A 19434-nucleotide genomic window follows, 5' to 3' on the forward strand; every position below is an offset into this window, starting at 1 on the left:
TCCAGGGACCCGGGGAGCGGGTCCACCTGCGGGGCGCGCCGGCGGATCGCCTCCACGCCGGCCGCGAGGAGGTGCGGGTGCTGGACGCGGGGCTGCGCCGCTGGGCCGACCTCGCGGAGGCGGCCGCCCGCCGGACGGCCCGCGACCTGCCCGGCGCCGGGACGTCCGGCGGCGTCGGGTTCGCCGCGCTCACCTTCCTCGGCGCGACAATCGAGCCGGGTCCGGCCCTGCTCCTCGACCTGCTGGGCTTCGCCGAGCGGGCCCGCGGCGCCCGGCTCGTCGTCACCGGCGAGGGCGTCCTGGACACCCGGTCGCTGCGCGGCTCCGCGCCGATCGGGGTGGCGCGGGCCGCCGCCCGCGCCGGCGCGCCGGTCATCGCGGTCGCCGGGCGGCGCGGGCTCACCGGCGAGCAGCTCCGCAAGGCGCGCATCCAGGCCGCGTACGCGCTGGCCGACATCGAGCCCGACGAGGAGCGCCGCGTCCGGAGGGCGGGGCCGCTGCTGGAGCAGCTGACGGTCGCGATCGCCGACGAGTGGCTCCCCGTCCGTCCGTGACCGCATCACTTCGGTGAACATTCACCGCTTTCGTGGCGGCGGAGGTGATCGGTCGCCTACGCTCCTGGCCAGCGGCGGACCCTCGGGTCTCACAGGCAGCGCGAGAACTCAACAGCGGCACGAGGCGGGCACGGCATGGCCGAAGATCAGTACGACTGGGCGTCCCTGGGGATCGACACCACCAAGCCGAGCATCGCTCGGACCTACGACGTGGTGCTGCGGGGCAAGGACAACTTCGAGGTCGACCGGGCCTTCGTGGCCGAGATCGTGAAGATCGTCCCGGAGATCTACGACGTCGCCGCCTACAACCGGGGCATCCTCGGCCGCGGCGTGCGGTACCTGGCCGAGGAGGCGGGCCTGCGGCAGTTCCTCGACCTCGGCTCCGGGCTGCCGACCGTGCAGAACACCCACCAGGTCGCGCAGGCGGTCGCGCCGGGCGCGCGGGTGGTCTACGTCGACAACGACCCGATCGTCCTCGCGCACGGGCGGGCGCTGCTGGCCGAGAACGCCGACACCACGGTGATCACCGCCGACGTCCGCGAGCCGGCGAAGATCCTCGCGCACGAGGACGTCCGGCGGCTGATCGACTTCGACCGGCCGGTCGGCGTCATGCTGGTCGGCATCCTGCACCACCTGCACGACGACGAGGACCCGCAGGGCGTGGTCGAGACGCTGATGGACGCGGTGCCGTCCGGCAGCCACCTGTTCGTCACGAGCTTCTGCGCGTCCAGCCAGGAGGCGGTCGACGCCGAGCAGCAGTACCAGGGGCTGCTCGGCACCGGGCGGTTCCGCACGCCCGAGGAGATCACCCGCTACTTCGACGGCCTGGAGCTGCTCGACCCGGGCGTCGTCCCGCTGCCGCTGTGGCGGCCCGACGGGGACGTCCCGGACGAGCTGACCGTCGGCCAGCGCCTGATGTACGGGGGCATCGCCCGCAAGCCGTGACCGGCCGGGCCGCCGCCAGGGCTGCTTTACAGAGTGTCACCGGAAGCGACGATGCCTTGACACACTGCTCGTAGCCGGAGGCGTCCTCCGGACCGCACGCTGGAGGCGCAGGTCCTGGTCAGCGTTGACGGAGGAGCCCCCCGGTGAAGATCGGTGTGCCGCGAGAGATCAAGAACCACGAGTACCGGGTGGCGAGCACCCCGGCGGGCGTGCACGAGCTGACCCGGCACGGCCACGAGGTGTTCGTCGAGCGGGGCGCCGGCCGCGGGTCGGCGATCCCGGACGAGGAGTACGCCGCCGCGGGCGCCAAGATCGTGGACGGCCCGGACGAGGTCTGGGCCGAGGGCGACCTGATCCTCAAGGTCAAGGAGCCGGTGGCGGCCGAGTACCCGCGGCTGCGCGCCGGCCAGGTGCTGTTCACCTACCTGCACCTGGCCGCGTCCCGCGAGTGCACCGACGCGCTGCTGGCGGCCGGCGTCACCGCGATCGCCTACGAGACCGTCCAGCTGCCCGACCGCTCGCTGCCGCTGCTCGCTCCGATGTCGGAGGTCGCCGGGCGGCTCGCGCCGCAGGTCGGCGCCTACAACCTGATGGCGTCCAACGGCGGGCGCGGCGTGCTGCCGGGCGGCGTGCCCGGCGTCGCCCCGGCCAGGGTCGTCGTCATCGGCGGCGGCGTGTCCGGCCTCAACGCCGCGCAGATCGCCGTCGGGATGGGCGCGGACGTGACGGTCCTGGACGTGAACGTCGACCGCCTCCGCCACATCGACGCCATCTACCAGGGTCGGCTGCGGACCCTCGTGTCCAGCGCCTACACGGTCGAGCGGGAGGCGCGCGCCGCCGACCTCGTGATCGGCGCCGTGCTGATCCCCGGCGCGCGGGCGCCGAAGCTGATCTCCAACGACCTCGTCGCGGGCATGAAGGCCGGGTCCGTGCTGGTGGACATCGCCATCGACCAGGGCGGCTGCTTCGAGGACTCCCGGCCCACCACGCACGCCGACCCGACCTACCGGGTGCACCAGTCGATCTTCTACTGCGTCGCGAACATGCCGGGCTCGGTTCCGAACACCTCCACCTACGCACTCACCGGCGTCACACTGCCCTACGCCGTCCAGATCGCCGACAAGGGCTGGCACCGCGCCCTGCGGGAGAACGGCGCCCTGGCCCGCGGCCTCAACGTGCACGCCGGCGAGCTGGTCTACGACCACGTCGCCGAGGCGCACGGGATGCCGTGGACGCCCCTCTCCTCCCTCCTCGACTGACCCGGCTCCCCACTCTCTCCCCCGCCCGTTCCCTCGGCCGGGGGTTCCGGGGCGCCGTCCCGCCGGGTAGACCGTTCCCCATGGGCGAACTGGTGCTGGTGCGGCACGGGGAGACGGAGTGGAGCCGGGCGCGGCGGCATACGGGGCTGACGGACGTGCCGCTGACCGCGCGGGGCGAGGAGCAGGCGCGGGCGCTGCGCGGGGCGCTGAAGGAGCGCCGGATCGCGCGGACGCTCGTCAGCCCGGCGCGGCGCGCGCGGCGGACGGCGGAGCTGGCCGGGCTCACGGCGGCCGAGACCGACCCCGACCTGTGGGAGTGGGACTACGGAGGCTACGAGGGGATTACCTCGGCCGAGATCCGCGAGGGCCGGCCCGGCTGGTTCCTGTGGGACGACGGGGTGGTCCCCGGCGACGCCGACCATCCGGGCGAGACCGTCGAGCAGGTCGGCGCACGCGCGGACGCGGTGCTGGCCGAGGCGGAGCCGTCGCTCGCGGACGGCGACGTGGTGCTCGTCGCGCACGGCCACTTCCTGCGGGTCCTGACGGCGCGGCGGCTCGGTCTGGAGTCCGCCCTCGGGCGGCTGTTCGCGCTCGGCACCGGGACGCTGTCGGCGCTCGGCACCGAGCACGGCCAGCCGGTCGTCAGCGCCTGGAACGTCCCGGCGCCGTAGTCCCCGCCAGCGCATAAGGTACCTGTTGGGGGATGTCCCCCAGGGGTACCCGGGCGTGCGCCCTCGGAAGGATTGCGGAGGACGGTAATGGCGACCAGCGAGACCCCCACCCGCGGGTACACCGCCACCAAGGACCAGCTGCAGACCCGGCTGGCCCGGATCGAGGGCCAGGTGCGCGGCATCGACCGGATGGTCGCGGACGACCGCTACTGCATCGACATCCTGACCCAGATCAGCGCCGTGCAGGCCGCGCTGGACAAGGTGGCGCTCGGGCTGCTGGACGGGCACGTCCGGCACTGCGTGGCCGAGGGCGCCGAGGAGGGCAAGGGCGACGCGATGTCCACCGAGCTGATGGCGGCCGTCGGGCGGCTCATGCGCCGCGGCTGATCACGGGCCCGGGCGGTGACCGCCCGGGCACCCGCAGGCCGTCTCGGCGGTCCCGGCCGCCGGGCCGTGCGCCTCCAGGTTCTCGACGAGGACGCGCCAGCCGTGCAGGAAGGCCGCCCGCTCGTCCGGGGCCAGCGCCTCCAGCGTCGCCCGCAGCGGGCTCAGCCGGCGCCGGGCGAACCGCTCGACCACCGCGCGGTGCGGCTCCCCCAGGCTGACGATCATGCGCCGGCGGTCGCGCTCGTCCGGGCGCCGCTCGACGAAGCCGCCGCGCTGCAGCTCCCCGACGAGCTGGCTGACCGTGGCGGGGCTGAGCGCCATGCGCCGGGCGAGGACGCCCACGGGCGCCGGGCCGTGCAGGACGAGGTGCATCAGCGCGGGCACGTGCCGGGGGCCGAGCCCGGCCTTCCGCACCCGCTCGATGAGGTCGTCGGCCCCGCCGTGCCCGCCCTTCATCCCGCGCACCATCCGGGTGACGAGCTGGACCATCGTCTCCAGGTCGGCGTCGATGGGCGCGTCGGTGGAGAAGCGATCCTCGGACATACCTTGAAGTTCAACACATTTCGTGATGCACTGCAAAATGTTGAACTTCAAGGTGTTTCACATCTTGCGTTCGGGGGACTCGGGGGTACCGGACCTTCAGGCAAGGGGGACGACCATGGCCGAAAGCCCGTCCACCAAGGTGGCCCCGCCGGGCAGCCCCGGCGGCGAACGGCTCGACCGGCAGACCATCGTGCTCGGCCTCGTGATCGTGGCCGGCACCGTGATGGCGATCCTGGACACCACGATCGTCAACGTGGCGCTGGAGACGCTCGGCCGCGACTTCGCCACCGACCTGTCCACCATCCAGTGGGTCATCACCGGCTACCTGCTGGCCATGGGCAGCGTCATCCCGCTCACCGGCTGGGCCGTCGACCGGTTCGGCGGGCGGCGCGTGTGGCTGACCTCGATCGTGCTGTTCGTGACCGGGTCGGTGCTGTCCGGCGCGGCGTGGGACATCGGGTCGCTGATCGTCTTCCGGGTGGTGCAGGGACTCGGCGGCGGCATGCTGATGCCGACCGGCATGGCCATCCTGACGATGGCGGCCGGCCCGCGCCGGCTCGGCCGGATCATGAGCATCGTCGGCGTCCCGATGCTGCTCGGCCCCGTCCTCGGCCCGGTGCTCGGCGGCTGGCTGGTCGAGGACGTCGACTGGCGCTGGATCTTCTTCGTCAACGTCCCGGTCGGCCTGCTGGCCTTCGCGCTGGCCTGGTGGAAGGTGCCGCACGGCCACGGCGGCGACGGCGAGTCGGCGCTCGACCTGCGCGGGCTGGCCCTGCTGCCGCCCGGGTTCGCGCTGCTGATCTACGGGCTGTCCACCGCGAGCAAGGAGGGCGGCTTCGGCAACGCCACCACGCTCGGCTGGCTCGCCGCCGGCGCCGTCCTGGTGGCGCTGTTCGTGCTGCACAGCCTGCGCCGCCGCGAGCGCTCGCTGATCGACGTGCGGCTGTTCGCCGACCGGACGTTCGCCACCGCGTCCGTCGCGGTCTTCCTCGTCGGCATCGCGCTGATGGGCTCGATGCTGCTGATCCCGCTCTTCTACCAGACCGCGCACGGCGAGGGCGCGTTCGCCGCCGGCCTGCTGCTGGCCCCGCAGGGCGTCGGCGCGGCGATCGCGATGCCGCTGGCCGGGGTGGTCACCGACCGGTTCGGGGCCGGGCGGATCGTCCCCGTCGGCATCGTGCTGCTGGTGCTCGGCACCATCCCGTTCGCCCTGGTGGACGCGGGCACGTCCTACTGGCTGCTCGGCGGCGCGCTCATCGTGCGCGGCCTCGGCCTCGGCTGCACGATGATGCCGACGATGTCGGCCGCGCTCACGACGCTCCGCCGCGAGGCGGTGTCGCGGGCCAGCAGCTCGCTGAACATCATCATGCAGCTCGGCGGATCGGTCGGGACCGCGCTGCTGGCCGTCATCCTGTCCCGCGAGATCAGCGACCGGATCCCGCAGGCGGGCGGCGGCGGTGGCGGCGTCGGCACGATCCCCGCGCAGGTCCGCGAGCGGCTCGCGCCGCAGCTCGCCGACGCGTTCGGCAGCACGTTCTGGGTCGCACTGATCCTCACCGCGCTGCTGATCGTCCCCGCGCTGCTGCTGCCGCGCCACGGCGCCCATGCCGAGGAGGACGCGGAGAAGGGCGGCGCGGGCGCGCCGCCGCCCATGGGCTGACGCCCCGGCGACCGGTCAGGGCGCGGCCGGAGCCGTCAGGACGCGATGGACCAGGTGGCCAGGCCCGCCTCGTGCTCGCGCGTGAGCTGCTTGGCACGCCGGGCGTCCGGCGAGTACCGGTACCGCTCCGGGACGACGTGCGAGGTGCGGTACAGGCCCTTCAGCGTCAGCGTCGCCGCCAGGTCGGACGTCGGCAGCCCGGGCAGCCCGTACATGCGGCGCGCCCAGCGCGGCAGCGTCGCGACGGTCAGCGTGCCGATCGCGGGCGCGGCGAGCTTCAGCGGCAGCAGGTTCCGCGGGACGGCCGGGCTGAACATCCGGCGCAGCCCCTCGCGGGCCTCCCGGCACGCCCAGATCCGGCGCCGCATCTCCTCGTAGTAGTCGCGCATCTCCGCGACCGTGCCGGGCACGTCCGCCGGGTCGAGCCCGACCACGGCGGCGGCGCGGCGCTGCTCGTCCACGAAGGTGTCGGCCTCCTCGGCGGTCAGCGGGACGCCGGCGCGGCGCGCCACGTCGAGGTAGGAGTCGACCTCGCCCAGGTGGACCCAGAGCAGGTTCTCCGGGTCGTCGATCGGGAACGTCTCGCCGGTGCGCATGTCGAGCCCGGTCAGCTTGGAGTGCAGCCGGCGGACGCGGCGGCCCACCCGCTCGACCTCCTCCTCCGTCCCGTAGGTGCGGACGCGGACGAACTCGACCGTCCGGGTCAGCCGCGCCCACGCGGCGGCGGGGTCCATCAGCTCGGAGTTCTGCGCGGTCCCCCACATGGAGCGCGGATGCAGGGCCTGCAGCAGCAGCGCCCGGATCCCGCCGACCAGCAGCACGGGCTCGCCCATGACACGCCAGGTCACCGAGCCCGGCCCGAACAGCCCGTGGTCGGTTCCCACCTCGCCCAGTTCGCGCACGTCGACCGCCTTTCCGTCCCGCCGCGGCCCGGGAGCACACCCGCGGCCAGGGTAAACAAGAACTTACCCTGCCATGGCGCAGGTCACACGGTCCAGCGGTCAGTCGTCGGCGGGGTCCTCGACGGCCTCGTCGCGCGCGCCGGGCTCGGTCTGCTCGGTGATCCAGGCGAGGTAGTCCATGCTGCCCGCCACCACCGGCGTCGCGATGATCTCCGGGGTGTCGTAGGAGTGGCCCTCGGTGATCAGCGACGCCAGCTCGTCGAAGCGGTCGGCGGAGGTCTTGAACAGCACCATCCACTCCTCCGCCGACTCGATCTCGCCCTCCCACCAGTAGGTGCTCGCGATCGGGCCGACCAGCTGGGCGCAGGCGGCGAGCCGCTCGGCGACCGCCGACCGGGCCAGCTCGGCGGCCTCGGCGCGGGAGTCGGTCGTGGTCGTCACCTGCACGTAAGAGTGCGCCATGGCACGACTCCTTCCCGCTCGCCGCCCGCGCACGCCCCGCGTTCCGGCCGCGCGGCGGTCACCGGGCCGGCCGGACGACCAGCGCGCTGCCGCCGCCCCGCCGCGCCGGCTCCGCCACCGCCTGCACGAGGCCGGGCCGCAGGAACTCCAGCCCGGTCGCGGCGCCGATCACGCCCGCCGGCGGGCCGGGGAACGGCTCCAGGCGGTGGCCCCGCGCGGCGAGGTCGCGGCCGTACCGGTCGATGAACGCGGGCTCGGCGTAGACGTAGGGGGTGTTGCGCTGCGTCGCGCGGGGCGCGGCCAGGGCGGTGGGCAGGTCCATGCCGAGGTCGATGCGGTTCACCAGGATCTGCAGCACGGTCGTGATGATCGTCGACCCGCCGGGCGTGCCGAGCGCGAGCCGCGGCCGGCCGTCCTCGAGCACGAGCGTCGGGGACATGCTGCTGCGCGGGCGCTTGCGCGGCCCCGGCAGGTTCGGGTCGGGCGCCCGGCCCGGCGCCGGCGGCTGGAAGGAGAAGTCGGTCAGCTCGTTGTTGAGCAGGAAGCCCCGGCCGGGGACGGTGATGCCGCTGCCGCCGAACTGCTCGATCGACACCGTGTAGGACGCGACGTTCCCCCACTTGTCGGCGGTGACGAGGTGGGTGGTCTGCGGGCCCTCGAACGCCAGCGCGCGGGTCTGGGTGCCGGGCGGGACGCACGGCGCGTAGCTCCCGTCCGGGGAGCCGGGCGCGACGGGCGCGGGCGCGGCCCGGTCCAGCGCGATCAGGCAGGCGCGCTCGCGGGCGAACCCGGTGGACAGCAGCTCGTCCAGCGGCACGTCCACCTTGTCGGCGTCGCCCACGTAGCGGCCGCGGTCGGCGTAGGCGAGCTTGGACGCCTCCAGGTAGTAGTGCAGGGCGGTGACGGGGTCGCGGGCGTCGAGGCGGAAGTTGCCCAGGATGTTGAGCGCCTCCCCCACCGTGGAGCCGCCGGACGACGACGGCGGCATGCCGTACACGTCCATCCCCCGGTAGGGGACGTGGGTGGGCCGGCGCGGCACCGCGCGGTAGGCGGCGAGGTCGGCGGGCTCCATCAGCCCGGGGCGCACGGTGCGGCTCGCCGCGGGGTCGACGGGCGGCCGCGCGACGGTCCGGGCGATCTCCTTGCCGAGCCCGCCCTCGTAGAACCAGCCGGTGCCGCGCTTCGCGAGCTGCCGGTAGGTGTCGGCGAGGTCGGGGTTGCGGAACACCGAGCCGACCTCGGGCACCTTCCCGCCGGGCAGGAACAGCTTCCGGGTGGGGACGATGTCGCGGAAGCGCGCCTCGTTGACCGCCGTCTGGTCGTGGAACTCCCGGTCGACGACGAAGCCGCGGTCGGCGAGCCTGATCGCCGGGCGCAGCAGGGCGCCGAGGTCGCGGCTGCCGAACCGGCGCAGCGCGAGGTCCCACTGGGCGAGGGTGCCGGGCACGCCGACGCCGAGCCCGCTGGTGACGGCCCGGTCGAACGGGAGCGGCTTGCCCGTCGCCGGGTCGATGAAGGAGTCCTCCTTCATCCGCGCGGGCGCGAACTCGCGGCCGTCGATGGCGTGGACGCTGCGTGTGCGCGCGTCGTAGTAGGTGATGTAGCCGCCGCCTCCGATCGCGGAGACGTACGGCTCGGTGACGCCGAGCGCGGCACCGGCGGCGACGGCCGCGTCCATCGCGTTGCCGCCGTGCTTGAGGACGTCCAGGGCCGCCTTGCTGGCGTCGAGGTCGACGGTCGACACGGCGCCGCCGTAGCCGGTGGCGACCGGCTGTTTGACCGGCTTCTGCGGCGGCCCGGCGTGCGGGCCCGGCGCGGGGACGGGCGCGGCGACGGCGGCGCCCGGCACGGTCAGCGCCGCGGCGGCGGTCAGCACGGCGGTGAGCGCGGCGGCGAGCGGCGTGCGGCGCCGGACGCGCACGCGCACCGGCCGCACGGGACCGGACGGCCGTACGGGGTCGGCGGGCTGGGCGGGATCGGACGGCTTCGAGGGCGATGGGGAGCGGAACACCGGACCTCCAGTCGAACGCGGCGTCCCTACGGTGCCACCGATCTTCGCGGGGCGCCACCGTCCGCACCGGCCGGGCCCGGACGCGGCGCGGAGAAAGATCGTAAGCGCTTTCCCCCTGAGAAATCAGGGCCTTTCGCCACGGAACGGTCCATTAGAAAGGGATTCGGGAATCGAGCGCCGAGCGTGCGGACACCGCCACGGCACGTCGCGGACCTGCGGTTTGGCAGGATGCGACAACGACGAGACGACAACCGACCCGACGAAAACGTTGCGATTATCCCCATACGTGGTGAATTCTTAGGGACTTCGACAAGCCATCACCTCGCGAACAGCGGCGCGGGTTCAGCACCCCCGGCCCGGCCCCCGGGCCGGCGGGACAACCTAGGACCTGGGACATGCGCATGCGCAACAACATGTTCCGCCGGCTGCCGGTGGAACAGGCCACCGGCCGGCTCTACGGCGGGCGGCACCGGCTCCGCGTGGTCTACCGGACCCGCGACCTCGTCGTGCTCGGCCTCGGCGTGATGATCGGCTCCGGCATCTTCAAGATCGCCGGAGAGCAGGCCAGCTCGACCGCCGGCCCCGGCGTGCTCGTCTCCTTCCTCATCGCGGGCGGCGTCTGCGTGCTGGCCGCGCTGGCGTTCGCCGAGCTGTCCTCGATCATCCCGGTGGCGGGCAGCGCCTACTCCTTCAGCTACGTCGCGTTCGGCGAGGTCTGGGCGTGGGTCGTCGGCTGGGCGCTGGTCATGGAGCTGCTGCTGGCCGCGTCGGTGCTCGCGCGGGTGTGGTCGCTCTACGCCACGCAGGCGCTGCACGACTTCGGGGTGCCGATACCCGGTGCGCTCGGCGACCTGATCGGCCAGGTGAAGGGGCCGGACGTGCTGGCCCTCGGTATCCTGCTGCTGGTCGTGCTGATGCTCGCCACCGGCAGCCGGCTGAGCCTGAAGACGCTGTGGTACATGGTGATGGCCAAGGTCATCGTCATCGGCCTCGTCATCGCCACCTGCCTGAAGTTCTTCGACGCCGGCAACCTCACCCCGTTCGTCCCGCCCGCCAAGCCCGCGCCGGAGGGCGACCAGACGGTGCTGGACGCCGTGCTCGGCGCGTTCGGCGGCGGCACCCCGCACGTGTTCGGCGTGTGGGGCCTGTTCGCGGCGGCGCCCGCCATCGCGTTCGCCTACATCGGGTTCGACCTGATCGCGACCGCCTCGGAGGAGACCGACGACGCGCCCCGCAAGGTGCCGCGCGGCATCCTCACCGCCCTGCTCACCGCGATCGTGCTGTACGCGGCGGTGGCGATCGCCCTGGTCGGCATGGTCGGGATGGACGGCTTCGCCAAGCTCGACCCCGACAAGCTGCTGCTCGCCGCCGCGTTCGACGGGGCCGGCGCGGGCGCGATGGGCAAGATCGTCGATGTCGGCGCGGTGCTCGCGCTGACCACCGTCATCCTGGTGGTGATGATCAGCCTGACCCGGGTGGTGTTCTCGATGGCCCGGGACGGGCTGCTGCCGCGCCCGCTCGCCGCGATGAGCCGCTACAAGGTGCCCTCCCGCGCCACGCTGCTCGCCGGCGGCGCGGCGGTCGTCATGTCGCAGACCATCGACGTGCTGACGCTGGAGCAGCTCGTCGTGATCGGCACGCTGTTCGCGTTCCTGTTCGTCGCCGCCGCGGTCCTCGCGCTGCGCCACTCCCAGCCCGACCTGCACCGGCCGTTCCGGATGCCGGCGGCGCCGCTGGTGGTGATCGTGACGATCCTCGCGGTCGGCTGGCTGATGCTGAACCTCAAGGTCCAGACCTGGGCGTACTTCGCCGTCTGGATGGCGGTCGGCCTCGTGCTGTACCTGCTCTACGGGCGCCGCAAGAGCCAGATGAAGCTGCTGCTGGACGCGCCGCCGCCGGACCGCTCGGTCGCCGCCGCGCTGGGCGCCGCGCCGCCGCCCGGGGCGCTGCCGCCGGGCGTGGTCCCGGCCGGGCTGGCCGAGCACGCTCCTTACGAGAGCGGCCCGTACGAGAGCGGCCCGTTCGGGGCGCCCCCGTACGAGCCCGGCGCGCGGCGGCCCGGGGCGCCGGAGAGCCCCTACCCGACGGGCCGGTACTCGACCGCGCGGCAGCCGGGCGGCCAGTTCTCCCGGGACCCGCACCCGGCCGGGGGCCGCCCGCCCGAGCGCTACGACCGGGACGACCTCGCGCGGCCGTCCGGGCCGCACCCCGCGGGGCCGTACGGTCCCGGGCAGCCGGGCGACCCGTTCGGGACCGGGCCGGACCCCTACACGTCCGGCCCCTACGGGTCCGGGCCGTATGGCCCCGCCGAGTACGGGGAGCACGACGAGGAGCCGCCCGGCGGCCGGCACCGCCGCTGACTTCGTCTTTGTGAAGTTCCGCCGAACGCAGCGGGCGCCGCCCCCCACCCGGGGGAGGCGCCCGCTCCGCGTCTCGGCACCCGCTCTGGACAACGGGCCCCGTCCGGGCTATGTTCTTCTCAATACGAGATGAACTCACTCTGAGACTTACTCACTCGGAAACCGACGGGAGGCCCGCGGATGACCCCGGAACCGAGGCGCGGCGAGGAAGCGTTCCTCGCCGACTACGACCCGCGCGACTACGACCCGGTCGCCGTGACGGTGGACGTGGTCGCGCTGACCATCCGGGACGGCGCCCTGCACGTCCTGCTGGTCCGGCGCGGGCACCCCCCGTACGCGGGCATGTGGGCGCTGCCGGGCGGGTTCGTCCAGGCGGGCGGGCCGCTGCAGGGCGCCGACGCCGAGGACCTGTCCGACGCGGCCGTCCGCGAGCTGGCCGAGGAGACCGGGCTCAGCGCCAAGGGCGGCGTCCTCGGCCGGGTGCACCTGGAGCAGCTCGGCACCTACGGCTCCCCCGGCCGCGACCCGCGGATGCGCGTCATCTCCGTCGCCCACCTGGCGTTCGCGCCGGAGCTGCCCGACCCGGAGGCCGACGGCGACGCGGCCGACGCGGCGTGGGTCCCGGTCGACGCGCTCGGCCTCACCGAGTCCGGCGACCAGCGCCCCGGCACCACCCGCAGGCTGGCGTTCGACCACGCGCGGATCCTCGCCGACGGCCTGGAGCGGGCGCGCGGGAAGCTGGAGTACACCCCGCTCGCGACGGCCTTCTGCGGCGGCGAGTTCACGATCCCGGAGCTGCGCTCGGTCTACGAGGCGGTGTGGGGCGAGGAGCTGCACGCCGGCAACTTCCACCGGAAGGTCCTGTCGGTGCCCGGCTTCGTGGAGGGCACCGGCGCCACCTCCGACCGCGGCGGCCGGCGCGGCGGGCCCCGCCCCCGGCTCTACCGGGCCGGCGACGCCCGCCTCCTGCACCCCGCCCTGCTGCGGCCCAGCCGGGAGGAGGAGATCAGATGACGCGGGCCCTGGACGACGCGCTGGCGCGGCTGGACCGGGCGCGCGTCCCGGCCGACCTGTTCGGCGCGGACGAGGCGGAGGCGGCGCGGCGCTACCGGGCGCTGGCGCGGCTCGTCCACCCGGACGCGACCGGCGGCCGCACCCGCGAGGCGTTCATCCGGCTGAACGACCTGTGGCGGGCCCGCCACAGCGCCGGCGGAACCCTGATCAGCACTCGCCGCCACGCATACCGGCTGCACGGCGACCCGATCGGCGGCGACCTCGCGGAGCTGTACCCGGCCCGCACCGGAACCGGCCGCGAGGTGCTGCTGAAGATGCCCCGCGACCCGCGCGACGGCGACCTGATCGAGCGCGAGGCGGTGGCGCTCCGCCAGCTCCCCAAGGACGGCGACGGCAAGTTCCTGCCCTACGTCCCGCGCCTGGTCGAGTCGTTCCGGCACCGGGACGCGGCCACCGGAGTCCAGCGGCAGGTCAACGTGATCGACGCGCTGGACGGGTTCCGCAGCCTGGCCGAGGTCCGGGCGGCGTTCCCGGACGGCGTTGACCCGCGCGCCGCCGCCTGGATGTGGCGGCGGCTGCTCGTCGGGCTCGGGTTCGCGCACCGCGCGGGCGTGCTGCACGGCGCGGTGCTCCCCGAGCACGTGCTGATCCACCCGGAGGAGCACGGCCTGGTCCTCGCCGGCTGGTGCCACTCGGTGCCCGGCTGCTACGCGCACGTCGACGGGTCGGGGCGCGTCCCCGCGATGGTCGGCCGGTACGCCGGCTGGTACCCGCCGGAGGTGCCGGGGCGGCGCCCGGCGAGCCCGGCCACCGACATCTTCATGGCCACCCGGTGCATGACGCACCTGATGGGCGACAAGGCGCCCCCGGCGATGCGCTCGTTCGCGCGCGGCTGCACGCTGCCCGCGCAGAACCGGCGCCCGTCCGACGCCTGGCGGCTGCTGGCCGAGCTGGACGAGCTGCTGGAGCGGCTCTACGGCCCGCGGCGCTTCCGCCCGTTCCACCTGCCCACCCCCCGCTGAAGGAGAAGACCGCCATGGGAAGCGGACACTGGTCCACCGACGTCTACGCCGCCCGAGCGAGCTACCGCGCGTCCACCGGCGCGAGCGCGTTCGCCTACTCCGACGGCGGCGCCACCGCCGTCCACCCCGACCTCGACCCGTCCGGCGTGACCGTCCGGGAGAGCCGGGACTCCGCCGACCACCCCGAGTCGCTCGCGATCGGCGTGCTGTTCGACGTGACCGGGTCGATGGGGACGGTCCCCCGGACGCTGCAGACCAAGCTCCCCGACCTGCTCGGGCTGCTGCTGCGCAAGGGCTACGTCGAGCACCCGCACATCCTGTTCGGCGCCGTCGGCGACGCCACCTGCGACCGGGCGCCGCTGCAGATCGGCCAGTTCGAGGCCGACAACCGGATGGACGACGACCTCGGCAAGATCCTGCTCGAAGGCGGGGGCGGCGGCCAGATGCGCGAGTCGTACGAGCTGGCGATGTACTTCATGGCCCGGCACACCGCGATCGACTGCTTCGACAAGCGCGGGAAGCGCGGCTACCTGTTCATGATCGGCGACGAGCTCGCCTACCCGAAGGCGAAGCGGCGCGAGATCGCCAAGGTCATCGGCGGGGAGCCGGACGAGGACGTCCCGGTCGCCGCGATCGTCCGGGAGCTGCAGCGCAGGTACGACGTGTACTTCATCATCCCCGAGGGCGCCTACCACTCCGGCAGCCGGGAGCTGACGGACTTCTGGCGGGAGCTCCTCGGCCAGAACGTCCTCTACCTGGACGACCTGGACGCGGTGTGCGAGACGATCGCACTGACCGTCGGGCTCGCCGAGGACGCCATCGACCTCGGCGAGGGCCTGGAGCACCTCGCCGAGGCCGGGTCGGACGCCGGCGCGTCGGTGTCGCGGGCCCTCGCCCCGCTGGAGGCGTCCCGCGCGCCGGTCGCCGTGTCGGCCGCACCGCCCGGACTGGACGCCTCCGGCCCGTCCGCGACGACCCGGCTCTGACCGTGGACCATGTGATCGTCGTCGACCTCGGCTTCGGGGACGCGGGCAAGGGGACGGTCGTCGACCACCTCTGCGCGACCCGCCCCGTGGACGTGGTCGTCCGGTTCAACGGCGGCGCGCAGGCGGCGCACAACGTCGTCGCCGGCGACGGGCGGCACCACACGTTCGCCCAGTTCGGCTCCGGGACGTTCACGCCGGGCGTGCGCACGCACCTGTCGCGGTTCATGCTGGTCGACCCGCTCGCCCTCGCCGCCGAGGCCGACCACCTGCGGTCCCTCGGCGTCGGCGACGCGCTCGACCGGCTCACCGTCGACCGGGACGCGCCGCTGACGACGCCGTACCACCGGGCCGCCAACCGCGCGCGGGAGACCGCGCGCGGCGCGGCCCGGCACGGGTCGTGCGGCATGGGCATCGGCGAGACGGCGTCCTACGCGCTCGCGCACGCCGACGCGCCCCGCGCGGGCGACTGCCTGGAGCCCGCGCGGCTGCGGCGCCGGCTGGCCGCCGTCCGCGACTGGTACCGCGACGCGTTCCCCGGCGGCCCCGGCGTCCCGGAGGTGGACGCCTGCGCCGCCGCCTTCGCCGCGTTCGGGGAGCGGGTCGCGATCGTCGGCGGCGATCACCTGCACGGCCCGCTGCGCGGCGGCACGGCGGTGTTCGAGGGGGCGCAGGGCGTCCTGCTGGACGAGTGGCACGGCTTCCACCCGTACACGACCTGGTCGACGACGACGTTCGCCAACGCCGAGACGCTGCTGGCGGAGGCGGGCGCGTCCGCGGCGCGGCTCGGGGTGCTGCGCGCGTACGCGACCCGGCACGGGCCGGGCCCGTTCGTCACCGAGGACCCGGCGCTGACCGCCGGCCTCCCCGACCGGCACAACGGCACGGGCCCGTGGCAGGGCGCGTTCCGGGTCGGCCATCTCGACGCCGTCGCGCTCCGGTACGCGCTGGACGCGGCGGGCGGCGCGGACGGCCTGGCGGTCACGCATCTGGACGTCGCGGGGGCGCGTCCCGATCTGCGTGTCGCGCGCGCGTACGAGATCGACGGCGCGCGGGTCGAGCGGCTGGAGACCGGGCCGCCCGACCTGGACCGCCAGGCCGCCCTCACCCGCCGCCTCCTGCGGGCCCGCCCCGTCTACGCGCCGCTCGGCGACGCCGTCGCGACGGTCGAGGACGCGCTCGGGACACCGGTCGTGCTGCGCTCGTACGGGCCGACCTCCGCCGCCAAACGGGCCGCGAAACGCGATGGCCACCTTCGGACGCCCCTTGACCTCGGCCTCCGGTGAGACCAAGATCCCGCTACACGCCGCGATCATCCGGAGGTGGACGTGCGTCTCCCCCAGCGCACCCTGGCGGCCCTCGCGGCGATCGCCGCGGCCCTCGCCCTGCTGACCGTCCCGCCGGCGCCGCCCGCCGCGGCCGGGACCGGCGACGGCTGCGACCCGATCGACCCCGCCGCCTGCCTGCTGCCGTTCCCGAGCGACTGGTACACGGTGCCGGACGGCGGCACCGCCACGGGCCGCCGCGTCCACCTGCAGACGACGATCAAGAACGCGCTGGGGCTGCCCGTGGCGCCCGCCGAGTGGAACCGCGCGGACGGCTTCTCCCCCGGTTCCCCGCTGCTCGCCCGGGTGCCCGGCGTCGACCTGGCCCGCACCGGGGCCGCACCGATCACCGACATCGGCGCGTCGCTGCGCGCGGACGCGCCGATCGTCATCGTGGACACCGCGACCGGCGAGCGCTGGCCGTACTGGGCGGAGCTGGACGCGAACGCGCCCGATGACCGGAAGGCGCTGATCGTCCGTCCGGCGAAGAACTTCCGCGAGGGCCACCACTACGCGGTCGCGCTGCGGAACCTGCGCGACGCGTCCGGGAACCCGATCGGGCCGAACGCGGCGTTCGCCAAGATCCTCGGGGCGGACCTGCCGTCCGGCGACCCGCTCGCGGCGCGGCAGCGGGCCGCGCGGAAGACCCTCGCCGCGCTCCAGGCGAACGGCGTGGGCCGCGACGGCCTCCACCTCGCCTGGGACTTCACCGTCGCGAGCCGGCAGAGCCTCGCCGGGCCCGTGCTGCACATGCGCGACGAGGCGCTCCGCAAGCTCGGCGACCGGTCCCCGTCGTTCCTCGTGACGCAGGTGACCGACGGCGTGGACGACAAGATCGCCCGCGAGGTGAAGGGGATCGTCTGGGCGCCGAGCTACCTCGACCAGTACGGCGGCCTGCCCGGCGCGTCCCTGCACCGGGGCCGGGACGGGCAGCCCTCGCAGCTGCCCGGCAACTCCCAGGCCGTCCCGTTCCAGTGCGAGATCCCGGCGTCGGCGCTCACCGCCCCGGCCCGGCCCGCCCTCTACGGGCACGGGCTCCTCGGCAGCGAGGGGGAGGTCGACGCGGGCAACGTCAAGGCGATGGTGGCCGAGCACGGGTTCGTGTTCTGCGCGACCAAGTGGATCGGCATGTCGGACGAGGACGTCCCCAACGTCGTCACCGCGCTCGCCGACCTCACCCGCTTCCGGACGGTCGCCGACCGCCTCCAGCAGAGCCTCCTGAACTTCACCTTCCTCGGCCGCGCCATGACCCGCGGGTTCGCCGGCCACAAGGCGTTCCAGAACGGCGCCGGCAAGCCGGTGATCGACACGGGGGCCGAGCTGACCTACGACGGCAACAGCCAGGGCGGGATCATGGGCGGCGCGCTCACCGCCGTGTCCCCCGACCTCCGCCGCGCCGTCCTCGGCGTCCCCGCGATGAACTACAGCACGCTGCTGAACCGCAGCGCCGACTTCCCGCAGTACGCGCAGGTCCTCGACCTGTTCTACCCGGACAGGCTCGACCAGCAGATCGGCCTCGCGCTGATCCAGATGCTGTGGGACCGCGGCGAGGCCAACGGCTACGCCCAGCACATGACCGACGACCCGCTGCCCGACACGCCGAAGCACCGGGTGCTGATGCACGTGGCGTTCGGCGACCACCAGGTGGCGCCCGTGGCCGCCGAGGTCGAGGCCCGCACGATCGGCGCCCGCGTGCACGCGCCGACCGTCCAGCCGGGCCGCAGCCCCGACAAGGTGCCGTACTGGGGCATCCCGGCGTTCGGCGCGTCCCACGACGGCTCCGCCATGGTCGTCTGGGACAGCGGCTCCCCCGTGCCGCCGCTGACGAACACCCCGCCCACCGAGGGCCGCGACCCGCACTCCGACCCGCGCAACAACGCCGACGCGCGGCGCCAGAAGGCGGAGTTCCTGAAGACCGGCACGGTCGTGGACGTGTGCGGAGGCGGACCCTGCGTCATCACCCCCTGACCCCCACCTGAGAAAATCGGAGCATGCTCCAGGTCTGCCCGAACGGACCCCGGACGGAGGGCGTTCCCGTCTCCGCGGCGGAGGTCGCCGCCGCGGTCCGCGCCGCCGTCGACGTGGGGGCCGACGACGCCCACGTGCACCCGAAGGACGACGCGGGAGCCGACACCCTGGACCCGTTCCACGTCGCCGAGACCGTCACCGCCGTCCGCGCGGCCACCCCGGCGGTGAAGGTCGGCGTCACCACCGGCGAGTGGACGGCCCCCGACCCGGCCGAGCGCGCCGCGCTGATCCGCGCGTGGACCGTCCTGCCCGACCACGCGTCGGTGAACTTCCACGAGGACGGGGCCGGCCTGGTCGCCGAGGCGCTGTTCGAGCGGGGCGTCGCCATCGAGGCGGGCGTGTTCTCCGGCACCGACGGCGCCGACCGGTTCCTGCGCTGGCCGCACGCCCACCACGTGCTGCGCGTCCTCGCCGAGGTCACCGACACCGACCCGGCGACCGCCCCCGACACGGCCAAGGCGCTCCTGCGCGCCCTCGGGACCCGGCACGCGCGGCCGATCCTGCTGCACGGCGAGGACGGCGGCGCCTGGCCGGTGCTGCGCCTCGCCGTCCGGCACAACCTTGACGTCCGGATCGGCCTGGAGGACACCCTCGCCCTCCCGGACGGCTCCCCCGCCGGTGACAACGCGGTGCTCGTGCAGACGGCCCGCACCCTCCTCGCGCCCTGACGATCAGGAGCGGGACCGGGTCACGATCGTGGGTTGTGGCCCGCGGAGTCGAGCCGGGCCCAGTCGGCCTCCCACATCGCGTCGCGGTGCCGGTCGCAGCGGCGCCGGACGAGGGCGTAGGCGCTCAGCACCGGGATCCCGCAGCCGAGGACGGCCGCGGCGCCCGCGTACACGGCGTCGGTCACCGTGCGGCTGTGCGGGCGCGGTCGCACCGTCGGCTCGGCGTTGCGGTCGACCCAGATCGTCCTCTGCGCGCCCACCTTGGCGTTCTTCCACGCCGGCAGCGTCCCGACATGGGGCTTGCCGTTCGCCCCCGGCCAGGTCGCCTGGACGGTCTCGTGGATGTAGCGGTCGCCGGACGAGCCGAGGCCGCCGGTCGAGGTGACGGTCGCGACCACCTGGTGCCGGTTCGCGCGCTCGGCGTGCTCGGCGTTCAGGCCGGAACCGTAGGACCACGACGCGGCCAGCGCCGCCACCGGCGGCGCGGTCCCGAGCAGCAGCAGGAGCAGCCCGAGCGCGACCAGCCGCTGCACGCGGTCCACCCGGCGGCGCAGCGCGTTGCGCTCCAGACCGAGCCGGCGGCGCAGCCTGACCACCGGCGTGCTCGCGCGGCGGATGCCTGACCCGCGCATCTGCGTTC

General features: G+C 74.6%; 18 protein-coding genes. 13 read left to right on the forward strand and 5 right to left on the reverse strand.

Going from position 1 to position 19434, the window contains the following annotated elements; genetic code table 11:
- From AB0K34_RS28685 to AB0K34_RS28705, 5 genes are all read left to right on the forward strand, one after another.
- A partial coding sequence (locus AB0K34_RS28685; RefSeq protein ID WP_364552024.1) for a glycerate kinase occupies positions 1-554 on the forward strand: 554 nt, incomplete at its 5' end.
- A gap of 135 nt (positions 555-689) precedes the next feature.
- Entirely contained in the window at positions 690-1499 is an 810-nt protein-coding gene (locus tag AB0K34_RS28690; RefSeq protein ID WP_138636016.1) for an SAM-dependent methyltransferase, read from the forward strand.
- 143 nt (positions 1500-1642) lie between these two features.
- Positions 1643-2758: an alanine dehydrogenase gene (gene ald / locus AB0K34_RS28695; RefSeq protein WP_138636015.1), complete on the forward strand. Its 1116-nt coding sequence runs from the start codon at positions 1643-1645 to the stop codon at positions 2756-2758.
- 80 nt (positions 2759-2838) lie between these two features.
- Positions 2839-3429, forward strand: coding sequence for a histidine phosphatase family protein (locus tag AB0K34_RS28700; RefSeq protein WP_138636014.1), 591 nt, complete (start codon positions 2839-2841; stop codon positions 3427-3429).
- Between the two features lie 87 nt (positions 3430-3516).
- A complete protein-coding gene (locus AB0K34_RS28705) occupies positions 3517-3816 on the forward strand; it encodes a metal-sensitive transcriptional regulator (RefSeq protein ID WP_138636013.1) in 300 nt (99 codons plus the stop codon).
- On the opposite strand, the gene AB0K34_RS28710 is transcribed toward AB0K34_RS28705, so the two are convergent.
- Positions 3817-4359 (reverse strand): MarR family winged helix-turn-helix transcriptional regulator, encoded by a 543-nt coding sequence (locus tag AB0K34_RS28710; RefSeq protein WP_240807444.1) that lies wholly within the window; start codon positions 4357-4359, stop codon positions 3817-3819.
- Positions 4360-4474: 115 nt separating this feature from the next.
- Between AB0K34_RS28710 and AB0K34_RS28715 the strand changes: the two genes are divergently transcribed.
- Positions 4475-6019 (forward strand): DHA2 family efflux MFS transporter permease subunit, encoded by a 1545-nt coding sequence (locus AB0K34_RS28715; RefSeq protein ID WP_138636012.1) that lies wholly within the window; start codon positions 4475-4477, stop codon positions 6017-6019.
- A gap of 35 nt (positions 6020-6054) precedes the next feature.
- Here the strand turns inward: AB0K34_RS28715 and AB0K34_RS28720 are convergent, their stop codons facing one another.
- The 3 genes from AB0K34_RS28720 to ggt all read right to left on the reverse strand — a co-directional run bounded on the left by AB0K34_RS28720 (position 6055) and on the right by ggt (position 9310).
- Positions 6055-6921 carry an oxygenase MpaB family protein gene (locus AB0K34_RS28720; RefSeq protein ID WP_240807442.1) on the reverse strand — a complete coding sequence of 289 codons (867 nt, stop codon included), beginning with the start codon at positions 6919-6921 and terminating at the stop codon, positions 6055-6057.
- Positions 6922-7020: 99 nt separating this feature from the next.
- Entirely contained in the window at positions 7021-7383 is a 363-nt protein-coding gene (cutA, locus tag AB0K34_RS28725; protein ID WP_138636011.1) for a divalent-cation tolerance protein CutA, read from the reverse strand.
- 58 nt (positions 7384-7441) lie between these two features.
- Positions 7442-9310: a gamma-glutamyltransferase gene (gene ggt, locus AB0K34_RS28730; RefSeq protein WP_364552031.1), complete on the reverse strand. Its 1869-nt coding sequence runs from the start codon at positions 9308-9310 to the stop codon at positions 7442-7444.
- Positions 9311-9789: 479 nt separating this feature from the next.
- Between ggt and AB0K34_RS28735 the strand changes: the two genes are divergently transcribed.
- The 7 genes from AB0K34_RS28735 (at position 9790) to AB0K34_RS28765 (ending at position 18794) form a co-directional block, all read left to right on the forward strand.
- Positions 9790-11754: an amino acid permease gene (locus tag AB0K34_RS28735; protein ID WP_301173992.1), complete on the forward strand. Its 1965-nt coding sequence runs from the start codon at positions 9790-9792 to the stop codon at positions 11752-11754.
- 180 nt (positions 11755-11934) lie between these two features.
- Positions 11935-12768: an NUDIX domain-containing protein gene (locus AB0K34_RS28740; RefSeq protein WP_301173991.1), complete on the forward strand. Its 834-nt coding sequence runs from the start codon at positions 11935-11937 to the stop codon at positions 12766-12768.
- The gene (locus tag AB0K34_RS28745; RefSeq protein WP_301173990.1) at positions 12765-13790 is read left to right on the forward strand and encodes a molecular chaperone DnaJ; all 1026 of its coding nucleotides are present in this window, start codon (positions 12765-12767) and stop codon (positions 13788-13790) included. Before AB0K34_RS28740 ends, AB0K34_RS28745 begins: the two co-directional genes overlap by 4 nt.
- Positions 13791-13804: 14 nt before the next feature.
- A complete protein-coding gene (locus AB0K34_RS28750; protein ID WP_138636008.1) occupies positions 13805-14776 on the forward strand; it encodes a hypothetical protein in 972 nt (323 codons plus the stop codon).
- Entirely contained in the window at positions 14773-16059 is a 1287-nt protein-coding gene (locus AB0K34_RS28755) for an adenylosuccinate synthetase (RefSeq protein WP_301173996.1), read from the forward strand. Before AB0K34_RS28750 ends, AB0K34_RS28755 begins: the two co-directional genes overlap by 4 nt.
- Before the next feature lie 36 nt (positions 16060-16095).
- On the forward strand, positions 16096-18066 hold the full coding sequence (locus tag AB0K34_RS28760) for a hypothetical protein (RefSeq protein WP_364552036.1): 1971 nt from the start codon (positions 16096-16098) through the stop codon (positions 18064-18066).
- Positions 18067-18089: 23 nt separating this feature from the next.
- On the forward strand, positions 18090-18794 hold the full coding sequence (locus AB0K34_RS28765) for a 3-keto-5-aminohexanoate cleavage protein (protein ID WP_364552039.1): 705 nt from the start codon (positions 18090-18092) through the stop codon (positions 18792-18794).
- Between the two features lie 20 nt (positions 18795-18814).
- Here AB0K34_RS28765 and AB0K34_RS28770 read toward each other — a convergent pair whose 3' ends face one another.
- Positions 18815-19426, reverse strand: a complete 612-nt coding sequence (locus tag AB0K34_RS28770) for a hypothetical protein (protein ID WP_364552042.1) — start codon at positions 19424-19426, stop codon at positions 18815-18817.
- Positions 19427-19434: the final 8 nt, after the last annotated feature.

Source organism: Actinomadura sp. NPDC049382 (genome assembly GCF_040677125.1).
Classification (GTDB): Bacteria; Actinomycetota; Actinomycetes; order Streptosporangiales; family Streptosporangiaceae; genus Spirillospora; species Spirillospora geliboluensis.

Excerpts from the sequence above, each read along its gene's own strand:
- AB0K34_RS28690 (WP_138636016.1), top strand. The coding sequence starts at position 690 with ATGGCCGAAGATCAGTACGACTGGGCGTCCCTGGGGATCGACACCACC.
- AB0K34_RS28700 (WP_138636014.1), top strand. The coding sequence starts at position 2,839 with ATGGGCGAACTGGTGCTGGTGCGGCACGGGGAGACGGAGTGGAGCCGG.
- AB0K34_RS28705 (WP_138636013.1), top strand. The coding sequence starts at position 3,517 with ATGGCGACCAGCGAGACCCCCACCCGCGGGTACACCGCCACCAAGGAC.
- AB0K34_RS28710 (WP_240807444.1), bottom strand. The coding sequence starts at position 4,359 with ATGTCCGAGGATCGCTTCTCCACCGACGCGCCCATCGACGCCGACCTG.
- AB0K34_RS28715 (WP_138636012.1), top strand. The coding sequence starts at position 4,475 with ATGGCCGAAAGCCCGTCCACCAAGGTGGCCCCGCCGGGCAGCCCCGGC.
- cutA (WP_138636011.1), bottom strand. The coding sequence starts at position 7,383 with ATGGCGCACTCTTACGTGCAGGTGACGACCACGACCGACTCCCGCGCC.
- AB0K34_RS28735 (WP_301173992.1), top strand. The coding sequence starts at position 9,790 with ATGCGCATGCGCAACAACATGTTCCGCCGGCTGCCGGTGGAACAGGCC.
- AB0K34_RS28740 (WP_301173991.1), top strand. The coding sequence starts at position 11,935 with ATGACCCCGGAACCGAGGCGCGGCGAGGAAGCGTTCCTCGCCGACTAC.
- AB0K34_RS28745 (WP_301173990.1), top strand. The coding sequence starts at position 12,765 with ATGACGCGGGCCCTGGACGACGCGCTGGCGCGGCTGGACCGGGCGCGC.
- AB0K34_RS28750 (WP_138636008.1), top strand. The coding sequence starts at position 13,805 with ATGGGAAGCGGACACTGGTCCACCGACGTCTACGCCGCCCGAGCGAGC.
- AB0K34_RS28765 (WP_364552039.1), top strand. The coding sequence starts at position 18,090 with ATGCTCCAGGTCTGCCCGAACGGACCCCGGACGGAGGGCGTTCCCGTC.
- AB0K34_RS28770 (WP_364552042.1), bottom strand. The coding sequence starts at position 19,426 with ATGCGCGGGTCAGGCATCCGCCGCGCGAGCACGCCGGTGGTCAGGCTG.